Raw genomic sequence first — 12,151 nt, 5'->3', positions numbered from 1 at the left:
GTGATTTTCGTGAGCCAGACTACGCCCGCCGTGCCCACCTTCCAGGACCTGATCCTCGCCCTGCAAAAATACTGGGCAGACCAGGGCTGCGTGGTGCTGCAACCCTACGACATGGAAGTTGGCGCCGGTACCTTCCACACCGCCACTTTCCTCCGCGCCATCGGCCCGGAAACCTGGAACGCTGCCTACGTGCAGCCCAGCCGCCGCCCCACCGACGGCCGCTATGGCGAGAACCCGAACCGCCTGCAGCACTACTACCAGTTCCAGGTCGTCCTCAAGCCGAACCCGGAGAACTTCCAGGAGCTCTACCTGGGTTCGCTGAAAGCCATCGGCATCGACCCGCTCGTGCACGACATCCGCTTCGTCGAAGACAACTGGGAATCGCCGACCCTCGGCGCCTGGGGCCTGGGCTGGGAAATCTGGCTGAACGGCATGGAAGTCACCCAGTTCACCTACTTCCAGCAGGTCGGCGGCATCGAGTGCTACCCGGTCACCGGCGAGATCACCTACGGCCTCGAACGCCTGGCCATGTACATCCAGGGCGTCGACTCGGTGTACGACCTGGTCTGGGCCGACGGCCCCTTCGGCAAGGTCACCTACGGCGACGTGTTCCACCAGAACGAAGTGGAGCAGTCGACCTACAACTTCGAGCACGCCAACGTCGAGAAGCTGTTCGAGCTGTTCGACTTCTACGAAAGCGAAGCCAACCGCCTGATCGAGCTGCAACTGCCGCTGCCGACCTACGAGATGGTCCTCAAGGCCTCGCACACCTTCAACCTGCTGGACGCCCGCCGCGCCATCTCGGTGACCGAGCGTCAGCGCTACATCCTGCGCGTGCGCACCCTGGCCCGTAACGTGGCGCAAAGCTACCTGCAGGCCCGCGCGCGCCTTGGCTTCCCCATGGCCACCCCCGAACTGCGTGACGAAGTACTGGCCAAGCTGAAGGAGGCCGAATAATGAGCGCGAAGGATTTCCTCGTCGAACTGGGCACCGAAGAGCTGCCACCCAAAGCCCTGAAAAGCCTCGGTGAAGCCTTCCTCGCCGGTATCGAGAAAGGCCTGAAGGCCGCCGGCCTGACCTACTCGGCCGCCCGCTACTACGCCGCGCCGCGCCGCCTGGCCGTGCAGATCGACCAGCTCGCCGTGCAGCAGCCCGACCGCACCGTGAACCTCGACGGCCCGCCGCTGCAGGCCGCCTTCGACGCCAACGGCAACCCGACCCAGGCTGCGCTGGGCTTCGCCAAGAAATGCGGCGTCGACCTCGAGCAGATCGACAAGAGCGGCCCGAAGCTCAAGTTCAGCCAGAGCATCGCCGGCCAGCCGGCCGTGGGCCTGCTGCCGAGCATCGTCGAGACCTCGCTGAACGAGCTGCCGATTCCCAAGCGCATGCGCTGGGCCGCCCGCCGCGAAGAGTTCGTCCGTCCGACCCAGTGGCTGGGGATGCTGTTCGGCGACGACGTCGTCGACTGCGAGATCCTCACCAAGAAAGCCGGTCGTGAGTCCCGCGGCCACCGCTTCCACAACCCGGACAACGTGCTGATCACCAGCCCGGCCAACTACCTGGAAGACCTGCGCAGCGCCCACGTGCTGGCCGACTTCGCCGAGCGCCGCGAAATCATCGCCAAGCGCGTCGCCGAACTCGCTGCCGAGCAGAAGGGCACCGCCGTGGTGCCGGCCGACCTGCTGGACGAAGTGACCGCCCTGGTCGAGTGGCCGGTGCCGCTGGTCTGCTCCTTCGAGGAGCGCTTCCTCGCCGTGCCGCAGGAAGCCCTGATCACCACCATGCAGGACAACCAGAAGTACTTCTGCCTGCTGGACGCCAACGGCAAGCTGCTGCCGCGCTTCATCACCGTGGCCAACGTGCAGAGCAAGGCACCGGAGCACATCGTCTCCGGCAACGAGAAGGTCGTGCGCCCGCGCCTGACCGACGCCGAGTTCTTCTTCAAGCAGGACCAGAAGCAGCCGCTCGAGCAGTTCAACGAGCGCCTGAAGAACGTGGTCTTCCAGGCCCAGCTCGGCACCGTGTTCGATAAGGCCCGGCGCGTTTCCGCCCTGGCCGCCTTCATCGCCGAGCGCATCGGCGGTGACGCGAAGAACGCCGCCCGTGCCGGCATCCTGTCCAAGTGCGACCTGGCCACCGAGATGGTCGGCGAGTTCCCGGAGATGCAGGGCATCGCCGGTTACTACTACGCCACCGCCGGCGGCGAAGCCAAGGACGTCGCCCTCGCGCTGAACGAGCAGTACATGCCGCGCGGTGCTGGCGCCGAACTGCCGAGCACCCTGACCGGCGCTGCCGTGGCCGTGGCCGACAAGCTCGACACCCTGGTCGGCATCTTCGGCATCGGCATGCTGCCCACCGGCAGCAAGGACCCGTACGCCCTGCGCCGCGCCGCCCTCGGCGTGCTGCGTATCCTCATCGAGAAGCAGCTCGACCTCGACCTGGGTGAAGCCATCGCCTTCGCCATCGGCCAGTACGGCGACAAGGTCAAGGCCGAAGGCCTGGCCGCCCAGGTGCAGGACTTCATCTTCGACCGCCTGCGTGCGCGCTACGAAGACGAAGGTGTGGACGTCGCGGTGTACCAAGCCGTTCGCGCCCTGACCCCGACCGCGCCACTGGACTTCGACCAGCGCGTGCAAGCCGTGCAGGCGTTCCGTCAGCTGCCGGAAGCTGAAGCCCTGGCCGCCGCCAACAAGCGTGTGTCGAACATCCTGGCCAAGGCCGAAGGTGAAGTACCGGCGCAAGTCGACTGCAACCGCCTGCAGGAAAACGCCGAGCGCGCCCTGGCGGACGCCGTGGCCGGTGCCGAAGGCGAAGTGGCTCCGCTGGCCCAGGCTCGCGACTATCGCGCCGCCCTGGCCCGCCTGGCCGCCCTGCGCGCGCCGGTGGACGCCTTCTTCGAGGAAGTCCTGGTCAACGCCGACGATGCCGCCGTGCGGGCCAACCGCTACGCGCTGCTGGCGAAGCTGCGCGGGCTGTTCCTCGGCGTCGCCGACATCTCCCTGCTGGGCTGATACGGGTACCCGGTTCCGCGCACCCTGCGCGGAACCGGCCCCGATTTGAACCGTATGAAGCTACTGATCCTCGACCGCGACGGCGTCATCAACCTCGACTCCGACGAGTACATCAAGTCCCTCGACGAGTGGATTCCGATCCCCAGCGCCATCGCTGCCATCGCTCGCCTGAGCCAGGCGGGATGGACCGTGGCAGTGGCCACCAACCAGTCCGGCGTCGCCCGCGGCTACTACGACCTGGCGACCCTGGAAAGCATGCACGCGCGCCTGCGCGAGCTGGTGGCGGAGCAGGGCGGGGAACTCGGCCTGATCGTCTACTGTCCCCATGGGCCCGACGAAGGCTGCGACTGCCGCAAGCCGAAGCCGGGTATGCTCCGGCAGATCGCCGCGCATTATGATCGGCCGCTGCAGGGCGTCTGGTTCGTTGGCGACAGCAAGGGTGACCTGGAGGCGGCCCTGGCCGTCGATTGTCAGCCCGTGTTGGTGAAAACCGGAAAGGGCGAACGAACCCTGGCCAAGCCGCTGCCCGAAGGCACGCTGGTCTTCGACGATCTTGCGGCCGTCGCCGCACACCTCTTGACCTAAGGAGTCGCGCTGAACATGTCGATAGTGCAGGCCACCAGAACCGTCCTCTTCTACCTGCTGCTGTCGTTCAGCGCCTTCGCCTGGGGCACCCTGAGCCTGCTGCTCGCCCCCCTCCTGCCGTTCGAGGCGCGCTATCGCTTCGTCGTCCAGCGCTGGTGCCGCTTCGCCGTCTGGCTGGCCTGGCACATGGTCGGCGTGCGCTACCGCCTGAGCGGCCTGGAGAACATCCCGCAGAAACCCTGCGTGATCCTCTCCAAGCACCAGAGCACCTGGGAGACCTTCTTCCTGTCCGGCTACTTCGCGCCGCTGAGCCAGGTGCTCAAGCGCGAACTGCTCTTCGTGCCCTTCTTCGGTTGGGCGCTGGCACTGCTCAAGCCAATCGCCATCGACCGCAGCCAACCCAAGGTCGCCCTCAAGCAGCTCGCCAAGCAGGGCCACGAACGCCTGCAGCAGGGCGCCTGGGTGCTGATCTTCCCGGAAGGCACGCGCATCCCCACTGGCGTAATGGGCAAGTTCTCCCGCGGCGGCGCCGCCCTGGCAGTGAACGCCAACCTGCCGGTACTGCCGATCGCGCACAACGCCGGCCACTGCTGGCCGAAGAACGGCTGGGCCAAGCATCCGGGCACCATCGAGGTGATGATCGGCCCGCTGATGTACGCCGAGGGCGAAGGCCCGCGTGCTATCGCCGAGCTCAACCAGCGCGCCGAGGAATGGGTAGCCAACGCCTTGCGCGGGATCGGCGAACTGCCGCCGCAAGCGAGCGCCCAGGCCGACGTCGCCTGACCCGCTAGAGCGATTCCAGAGACAGGGCCCAAGGGCCCTGTTTTCGTTTCTGCGGCGTGATCGCCCGTTGCGGCAGCCGCCATCTGGGCTTTGTCCGATACGCCCTGTGCGCGTGTCCCTGGCGACCTATAAGCTCAAGGCAGACGCCAGGGAAGAGCCACGCCATGACCAGCCAAAATCCACGCCCAGCCACCTCCGTCTTGCTCATTCGCGAAGCGCACAACGGGGGAGGGTTGGAGGTCCTGATGCTGGTGCGCAACCAGCAGGTCGGCTTCTGTCCCGGCGCTCTCGTATTCCCCGGCGGCAAGATAGAAAGCACAGACGGCCATTCCGCCTTGCGGGCTCGCTGCAGCGGCGCGGAATCCTTGGGTGATGACGAGCTACGTTTCCGCGTAGCGGGCATCCGTGAAGTCTTCGAGGAAAGCGGTCTGTTGCTGGCTAGAAGGGCGGGCGTCACCAGCTTGTTGAGCGAGGCGGACGTGAGCGGACTGAGGGCGCGCTGGCAATTGCGCCTGCAATTGGACGCTACCGGCCTGTTCGAAATGCTGGAGGCCGAGAATCTCCTTCTCGCCACCGACCTGCTCGAACCTTTCGCCCATTGGGTAACCCCGGACTTTCTCGACAAACGCTTCGACACCCGCTTCTTTCTCGCAGCCGCGCCGGCCGGGCAGAGCGCCCGGCACGATGGAGGCGAAGCCGTGGACTCCCTGTGGATCACTCCCCATCAGGCACTGGCAGAAGGCGAGGCGGGCCGGCGCAGCCTGGTATTCGTCACGGCGCAAAACCTACGGCTATTCCACGGCATCGACACCGTCGTGCAGGCTTTGGCGATGGCTCGCACGCGTCCCCGTTGCAGCGTGCAACCTTGGCTGGAAGAGATCGCCGGCATCCGCCACCTGCGCATCCCCGAGGATGCAGGCTATCCCGAGGCGAGTTTCCCGCTGCGCCCCGGCGCCGCTTTCTAACCCCGGAAAAACGAAAGCCCCTGGCCGGAGTTCCGGGCAGGGGCTTCGTCAAACACCGGGCGCGCACGCCCGGGTTGGGCAGGGCGCTTAGACGTCCAGGTTCGACACCGCCAGGGCATTGCTTTCGATGAAGTCGCGGCGCGGCTCCACGGCATCGCCCATCAGGGTGTTGAATATCTGGTCGGCAGCGATGGCGTCCTCGATGGTTACCTTGAGCATGCGGCGCACGTTCGGGTCCATGGTGGTTTCCCACAGCTGCTCCGGGTTCATCTCACCCAGACCTTTGTATCGCTGGATGCTATGGCGCTTGGTGCCTTCGGCCATCAGCCAGTCCAGAGCTTCCTTGAAGCTCGAGACCGCCTTCTTGCGCTCGCCCTTCTGCACATAGGCGCCTTCTTCCATCAGGCTGTTCAGCTTGGCGCCCAGGTCGGTTACCGAGCGGTAATCGTTGCTGGCGAAGAAGTCGCGGTTGAAGGTGACGTAGTTGGACAGGCCGTGGGCGACCATTTCAACTTCCGGCAGCCACAGGTGACGTTCGCGGTCTTCGCGCAGGCTGGCGGTATAGGTCAGACCCGACTTCTCCGAGCCCTTAAGGCGTGCCTGGAACTGCTCCAGCCAACCCTGCATCGCAGCCTGGTCGCCCAGTTGCTCGACGTCGATACGCGGCAGGTAGACGAAGTGCTCGGTCAGGTCCTGCGGGTACAGGCGCGAGAGGCGGGAGAGGGTACGCATCACCGCGCGGTATTCGTTGACCAGCTTCTCCAGCGCTTCGCCGGACAGGCCCGGGGCGCTTTCGTTGACGTGCACGCTGGCCTCTTCGAGGGCCGACTGGGTCATGTATTCCTCCATGGCCAGGTCGTCCTTGATGTACTGCTCCTGCTTGCCTTTCTTCACCTTGTACAGCGGCGGCTGCGCGATGTAGATGTAGCCGCGCTCGACCAGCTCGGGCAGCTGGCGGAAGAAGAAGGTCAGCAGCAGGGTACGGATGTGCGAACCGTCGACGTCAGCATCGGTCATGATGATGATGTTGTGGTAACGCAGCTTGTCGATGTTGTACTCCTCGCGACCGATACCGCAGCCCAGCGCGGTGATCAGGGTGCCGACCTCCTGGGAGGACAGCATCTTGTCGAAGCGAGCTTTCTCGACGTTGAGGATCTTGCCCTTGAGCGGCAGGATCGCCTGGGTCTTGCGGTTACGGCCCTGCTTCGCAGAACCGCCCGCGGAGTCACCTTCCACGATGTACAGCTCGGAGAGGGCGGGGTCCTTCTCCTGGCAGTCGGCGAGCTTGCCTGGTAGACCGGCGATGTCCAGCGCACCCTTGCGGCGGGTCATCTCGCGGGCCTTGCGCGCGGCTTCACGGGCGCGGGCGGCGTCGAGCATCTTGCCGACCACTGCCTTGGCCTCGTTGGGGTTCTCCAGCAGGAAGTCGGCGAAGTACTTGCCCATTTCCTGTTCCACGGCAGTCTTCACTTCCGAGGAAACCAGCTTGTCCTTGGTCTGCGAGCTGAACTTCGGATCCGGCACCTTCACCGAAATGATCGCGGTCAGGCCTTCGCGGGCATCGTCACCGGTGGTGGCGATCTTGTACTTCTTCGCCAGGCCTTCCTGCTCGATGTAGTTGTTCAGGTGGCGGGTGAGGGCGGAGCGGAAGCCCGCCAGGTGGGTACCACCGTCACGCTGTGGAATGTTGTTGGTGAAGCAGAGGATGTTCTCGTTGAAGCTGTCGTTCCACTGCAGGGCGATCTCCACGCCAACGCCATCTTCCTCGCGCTGGGTGTTGAAGTGGAAGACCTGGTTCACCGCGGTCTTGTTGGTGTTCAGGTACTCGACGAAGGCGCGCAGGCCACCTTCGTACTTGAACAATTCTTCCTTGCCGGAGCGCTCGTCGCGCAGGACGATGCCGACGCCGGAGTTCAGGAAGGACAGCTCGCGGATACGCTTGGCCAGGATGTCCCAGCTGAAGTGGATGTTGCTGAAGGTCTCGGCGGAAGCCTTGAAGTGGACTTCGGTGCCCGAGCCTTCGGTCTCACCGACCGGGCGCAGCGGGAACTGCGGAACGCCGTGGTGGTAGATCTGCTCCCAGACCTTGCCTTCACGGCGAATGGTCAGGCGCAGCTCTTCGGAGAGTGCGTTGACCACGGACACACCCACGCCGTGCAGACCGCCGGAAACCTTGTAGGTGTTGTCGTCGAACTTACCGCCGGCGTGCAGTACGGTCATGATGACCTCGGCCGCCGAAACCCCTTCTTCCTTGTGGATATCGACCGGAATACCACGGCCGTTATCGCGAACGGTGATCGACTCATCGGTGTGGATGGTGATGCTGATCTCGCTGCAGAAGCCAGCCAGAGCCTCGTCGATGGAGTTGTCCACCACCTCGAACACCATGTGGTGCAGGCCGGTGCCATCGTCCGTGTCGCCGATGTACATGCCTGGACGCTTGCGTACCGCGTCCAGCCCCTTCAGCACCTTGATGCTGGAAGAGTCGTACGTATTGTTCTCGCTCATTCTTCACTCCCGGGGGTGGTCTGAGAGACATGCCCATGTTCCACGTGGAACATGGCAACCGGCGTGTCCGTTCGCCAGCCGTCCATCAATAGTTCAGGGTCGACGCAGGTGATGAATACCTGGCAACCCAAATCTTCAAGCAACCGGCACAGCGAGTGACGGTGCTTCTCGTCCAGTTCGGAGGGCAGGTCGTCTACCAGGTAGACGCATTGTCCTCGCTTGGCCTGATTGATCAGGTGACCCTGGGCAATCCTGAGGGCGCAAACCACCAGCTTCTGCTGCCCTCGCGACAGGATCTCTGCCGCGTTATGACTGCCCAGTCGAATCCGTAAATCGGCACGCTGCGGTCCAGCCTGGGTATGTCCCATCTGCTGGTCGCGTAGCAAGCTACTGTTCAACACTTCGCTCAGCTCGCGATCCTTGTCCCAACCGCGGTAATAACTCAGGGTGAGCTGGTCCAGCTGGACCAACTCGCCGAGGGTCTGCTCGAAGACCGGCTTGAGCGCCTGGATATAGGACCGCCGATAGGCATCGATTTCTTCACTCGCAGTGCACAGCTCGCGGTCCCACGCAGCTTGCGAAGCACCGTCCAGTTTACCATGCCGGAGCCACGAGTTCCGCTGGCGCAGCGCCTTCTGTAGCCGCTGCCAGGCGACCATGAAGCGTTGTTCCACGTGGAACACTCCCCAGTCGAGGAACTGCCGGCGAATCTTCGGCGCACCTTCCAACAGACGAAAACTGTCCGGGTTGATCAGCTGCAGCGGCAAGGTTTCGGCGAGTTGCGCCGTACTGCGCGCGTTCTGCCCATCGATACGAATCTGGAACTCACCCTGGCGATCACGAGCCACACCGAGATTGCTGCTCATGCCATTGCCGAGCTGAACCTGGCCGAAGACCGTGCAGCTTGGCTGTTCGTACTGGATGACAGGGTTGAGCCGCAGGCTACGGAAGGAACGGGCAAGGCCGAGCAGGTGGATGGCTTCGAGCAGGCTGGTCTTACCGCTGCCGTTTTCGCCGTAGAGGATGTTGATGCGGGGAGAGGGGGAGAAGGTCACCGGGTGCAGGTTGCGCACCGCGGTGACCGAGACGCGGGTCAGTGACATTCAGTGAACGTCAGAGCCGCATCGGCATGACGACGTAAGCGGAGTCGTCATTGTCAGCTTCCTGGACCAGGGCGCTGCTGTTGGCATCGGAGAGGATCATGCGAACCTGCTCGGTGCCCATCACGCCCAATACGTCGAGCAGATAGCTGACGTTGAAGCCGATCTCCAGGCTGCTGCCGTTGTAATCAACCTGCACTTCTTCTTCCGCTTCTTCCTGCTCCGGGTTGTTCGCCTGGATCTTAAGAAGACCGGAAGACAGTTGCAGGCGAATGCCGCGGTATTTCTCGTTCGAGAGAATGGCGGTACGGCTGAACGCCTCGCGCAGTAGCTGACGATCACCGATAACCAGCTTGTCACCGCCTTTCGGCAGAACACGCTCGTAGTCAGGGAACTTGCCGTCGACCAGCTTGGAAGTGAAGGTGAACTCGCCGGTGGTAGCACGGATGTGGTGCTGGCCGAGAACGATGTCGACCTGGCCGTCCTGCTCGGTGAGCAGACGGGCCATCTCGAGGATGCCCTTGCGCGGAACGATAACCTGGTGACGATCCTGCGCCTCCGGCACAGCACCGCTCAGCGAACACATGGCGAGGCGGTGACCATCGGTGGACACGGCGCGCAGAGTGCCGGCGTATACCTCGAGCAGCATGCCGTTGAGGTAGTAGCGCACGTCCTGCTGGGCCATGGCGAAGCTGGTGCGGTCGATCAGGCGACGCAGTTTGCTCTGCACCAGGCTGAAAGTCAGCGAACCCGGGCCTTCCTCGACAGTCGGGAAGTCGTTGGCCGGCAGGGTCGACAGCGTGAAGCGGCTGCGACCGGCCTTGATAACGAGCTTCTGCTCATCGACGCGCACATCGATCAGCACATCCGAAGGCAGGCTCTTGCAGATATCCATCAGCTTGCGTGCCGGGACAGTGATCTCGCCCGGCTCGGCCGACTCTTCCAGATTGACGCGACCAACCAGCTCGACCTCGAGGTCGGTACCGGTAAGCGACAGCTGCTGGCCCTGGACTACCAGCAGGACGTTGGAAAGAACCGGCAGCGTTTGGCGGCGTTCCACCACGCCAGCGACCAGTTGCAGGGGTTTCAACAGAGCTTCGCGTTGAATAGTGAAATGCATGGTCTATTCCCTTGCCTTGTGGGGCTGCAGCTTGGCCTCAGGTGGTCAGCGTACGCAGCAGGTTCTTGTAGTCCTCGCGGATGTCCGCGTCGGATTCCTTCAATTGAGAGATCTTACGACAGGCATGTAGCACAGTGGTGTGGTCCCGACCGCCGAAGGCCACGCCGATTTCCGGCAGGCTGTGGTTGGTCAGTTCCTTCGACAGCGCCATGGCGACCTGGCGCGGACGAGCGACCGAGCGCGAACGGCGCTTGGACAGCAGGTCGGCGATCTTGATCTTGTAGTACTCGGCGACAGTGCGCTGGATGTTGTCGATGCTCACCAGCTTGTCCTGCAGAGCCAGCAGGTCCTTCAGCGACTCGCGGATCAGCTCGATGGTGATCGGGCGCCCCATGAAGTGCGAATGCGCGATTACCCGCTTCAGTGCACCTTCCAGTTCACGCACATTGGAGCGAATGCGTTGCGCAATGAAGAAAGCGGCGTCGTGAGGCAGCTCGACCTTGGCCTGCTCGGCCTTCTTCATCAGGATCGCCACGCGAGTCTCCAGCTCCGGAGGCTCGACGGCTACCGTCAGGCCCCAGCCAAAGCGCGACTTGAGGCGCTCTTCCAGGCCTTCGATCTCCTTCGGATAGCGGTCGCTGGTGAGGATCACCTGCTGGCCGCCCTCGAGGAGCGCGTTGAAGGTGTGGAAGAACTCCTCCTGGGAGCGCTCCTTGCGCGCGAAGAACTGGATATCGTCGATCAGCAGCGCGTCAACCGAACGGTAGAAGCGCTTGAACTCGTTGATCGCGTTCAGCTGCAACGCCTTGACCATGTCCGCCACGAATCGCTCGGAATGCAGGTACACGACCTTGGCATTGGGGTTCTTCTTCAGCAGGTGGTTGCCCACAGCGTGCATCAGGTGCGTCTTGCCCAGGCCCACGCCGCCATAAAGGAAGAGCGGGTTGTAGCCATGCTTGAGGTTGTCTGCAACCTGCCAGGCCGCGGCGCGCGCGAGCTGGTTGGATTTACCTTCGACGAAGTTCTCGAAGGTAAAGGTGCGGTTCAGGTAGCTGGTGTGCTTGAGCGCACCTTCTACCTGCACGTTGCGCTCGGTGCGCACCGCAGGCGCTGGCATGGCTGCAGCGAGCGGATCGATACTCGGGCTCGACTCGTCGATGTCCGGTATCGGCTCCTGCACGTTCAGCTGCATCTGCTGGACGCGCGCGGCTGCTTCTTCCTGAGCGGGTGCTTCGGCCTGGTAGGCCTGGGCCTTGGCCGCACGCACCTGAGCTGGAGTCGGCTGCGGAGTGATGGTCGGCGCCGGCATGGCGTGGCTTTGCGGCACCAGTGCCGGACGCGGCGCGCGGCTGCGGCGACTGCCGATCAGCAAGGAGAGCGCCGGGATCTGCCCATTGCCGCGCTCCCCAAGGAGCTCGAGCAGGCGACCCATGTATTTTTCGTTGACCCAGTCGAGCACGAAGCGATTCGGTGCGTAGACACGCAGCTCCTCGCCGTCGGCTTCCACCTGCAATGGGCGGATCCAGGTATTGAATTGTTGGGATGGCAACTCGTCGCGGAGCAATTCCACGCACTGCTGCCAGAGTTCCACGGACACGGGTATCCCCCAAGGGTTTCGAAGGCACGGAGCCAAAGGAAACGCCTATTGTAGCCCTCCCTTACAGACTTATCCACACGAGAAATCAACAAGTGGGCAAGCAAAATCAAGACCTTAATGATGCACAGGCACCAGCCACTGGAACACCCGAAAACTTGTGGATAACCACCATTAAGGCCTGGGAAGAAGTCCAGGGAGAACTCTGTTGGCAAGTCAGCTGTGGACAACAACGCCTTTCACCCCCAGCTTGCCCACAGGGGAAGCACAATGAGCCCACCTGCAATCGACAGAGCTGTCCTTGCCTAATCATCGCAGCCAGTGCGGCCGGAAATGACTTATCCACACAAAAATGCTCCACCAACATCAATCGCTTTCACAATCCTTTATTCAAAAAATCTCCTCTTACTTTCTATTTCATCGGGCACGCTGGTTGGAAATTGACCTGCCGCTGGCTTTTCACTAGAATCGCCGGTCTCTTTAAA

General features: G+C 63.2%; 9 protein-coding genes. 5 read left to right on the top strand and 4 right to left on the bottom strand.

The genetic code is table 11. The features are described 5' to 3' along the window. Positions 1 to 9: 9 nt before the first annotated feature. From glyQ to PKB_RS00025, 5 genes are all read left to right on the top strand, one after another. Positions 10 to 957, top strand: a complete 948-nt coding sequence (gene glyQ / locus PKB_RS00045) for a glycine--tRNA ligase subunit alpha (RefSeq protein ID WP_043247967.1) — start codon at positions 10 to 12, stop codon at positions 955 to 957. Next, positions 957 to 3,011: a glycine--tRNA ligase subunit beta gene (glyS, locus tag PKB_RS00040; protein WP_043247965.1), complete on the top strand. Its 2,055-nt coding sequence runs from the start codon at positions 957 to 959 to the stop codon at positions 3,009 to 3,011. Before glyQ ends, glyS begins: the two co-directional genes overlap by 1 nt. A 54-nt stretch (positions 3,012 to 3,065) precedes the next feature. Then, positions 3,066 to 3,596 carry a D-glycero-beta-D-manno-heptose 1,7-bisphosphate 7-phosphatase gene (gene gmhB, locus PKB_RS00035; protein ID WP_043247964.1) on the top strand — a complete coding sequence of 177 codons (531 nt, stop codon included), beginning with the start codon at positions 3,066 to 3,068 and terminating at the stop codon, positions 3,594 to 3,596. Between the two features lie 15 nt (positions 3,597 to 3,611). Beyond that, complete coding sequence (locus tag PKB_RS00030; RefSeq protein ID WP_043247962.1) at positions 3,612 to 4,379, top strand: lysophospholipid acyltransferase family protein; 768 nt, start codon at positions 3,612 to 3,614, stop codon at positions 4,377 to 4,379. A gap of 164 nt (positions 4,380 to 4,543) precedes the next feature. Next, positions 4,544 to 5,344 (top strand): NUDIX hydrolase, encoded by an 801-nt coding sequence (locus tag PKB_RS00025; RefSeq protein ID WP_052355129.1) that lies wholly within the window; start codon positions 4,544 to 4,546, stop codon positions 5,342 to 5,344. Positions 5,345 to 5,431: 87 nt separating this feature from the next. On the opposite strand, the gene gyrB is transcribed toward PKB_RS00025, so the two are convergent. Genes gyrB through dnaA form a run of 4 tightly spaced genes read right to left on the bottom strand, consistent with a single transcriptional unit; the run spans position 5,432 to position 11,669 of the window. Then, positions 5,432 to 7,852, bottom strand: a complete 2,421-nt coding sequence (gene gyrB / locus PKB_RS00020) for a DNA topoisomerase (ATP-hydrolyzing) subunit B (RefSeq protein ID WP_043247961.1) — start codon at positions 7,850 to 7,852, stop codon at positions 5,432 to 5,434. Further along, positions 7,849 to 8,955 (bottom strand): DNA replication/repair protein RecF, encoded by a 1,107-nt coding sequence (gene recF / locus PKB_RS00015; protein ID WP_043247959.1) that lies wholly within the window; start codon positions 8,953 to 8,955, stop codon positions 7,849 to 7,851. The genes gyrB and recF overlap by 4 nt, the downstream gene beginning before the upstream one ends. A 10-nt stretch (positions 8,956 to 8,965) precedes the next feature. Next, positions 8,966 to 10,072 (bottom strand): DNA polymerase III subunit beta, encoded by a 1,107-nt coding sequence (gene dnaN / locus PKB_RS00010; RefSeq protein WP_043247957.1) that lies wholly within the window; start codon positions 10,070 to 10,072, stop codon positions 8,966 to 8,968. Positions 10,073 to 10,109: 37 nt separating this feature from the next. Then, a complete protein-coding gene (dnaA, locus tag PKB_RS00005; protein ID WP_043247955.1) occupies positions 10,110 to 11,669 on the bottom strand; it encodes a chromosomal replication initiator protein DnaA in 1,560 nt (519 codons plus the stop codon). Between the last annotated feature and the right edge of the window lie 482 nt (positions 11,670 to 12,151).

This window comes from Pseudomonas knackmussii B13, from assembly GCF_000689415.1.
GTDB lineage: Bacteria > Pseudomonadota > Gammaproteobacteria > Pseudomonadales > Pseudomonadaceae > Pseudomonas > Pseudomonas knackmussii.
Note: the sequence above shows the minus strand (reverse complement) of the source record. Positions and strands in the feature narration are given on the sequence as shown.

Coding starts and splice junctions, on each gene's coding strand:
- PKB_RS00025 (WP_052355129.1), top strand. CDS start 4,544: ATGACCAGCCAAAATCCACGCCCAGCCACCTCCGTCTTGCTCATTCGC.
- dnaN (WP_043247957.1), bottom strand. CDS start 10,072: ATGCATTTCACTATTCAACGCGAAGCTCTGTTGAAACCCCTGCAACTG.
- glyS (WP_043247965.1), top strand. CDS start 957: ATGAGCGCGAAGGATTTCCTCGTCGAACTGGGCACCGAAGAGCTGCCA.
- PKB_RS00030 (WP_043247962.1), top strand. CDS start 3,612: ATGTCGATAGTGCAGGCCACCAGAACCGTCCTCTTCTACCTGCTGCTG.
- gmhB (WP_043247964.1), top strand. CDS start 3,066: ATGAAGCTACTGATCCTCGACCGCGACGGCGTCATCAACCTCGACTCC.
- recF (WP_043247959.1), bottom strand. CDS start 8,955: ATGTCACTGACCCGCGTCTCGGTCACCGCGGTGCGCAACCTGCACCCG.
- gyrB (WP_043247961.1), bottom strand. CDS start 7,852: ATGAGCGAGAACAATACGTACGACTCTTCCAGCATCAAGGTGCTGAAG.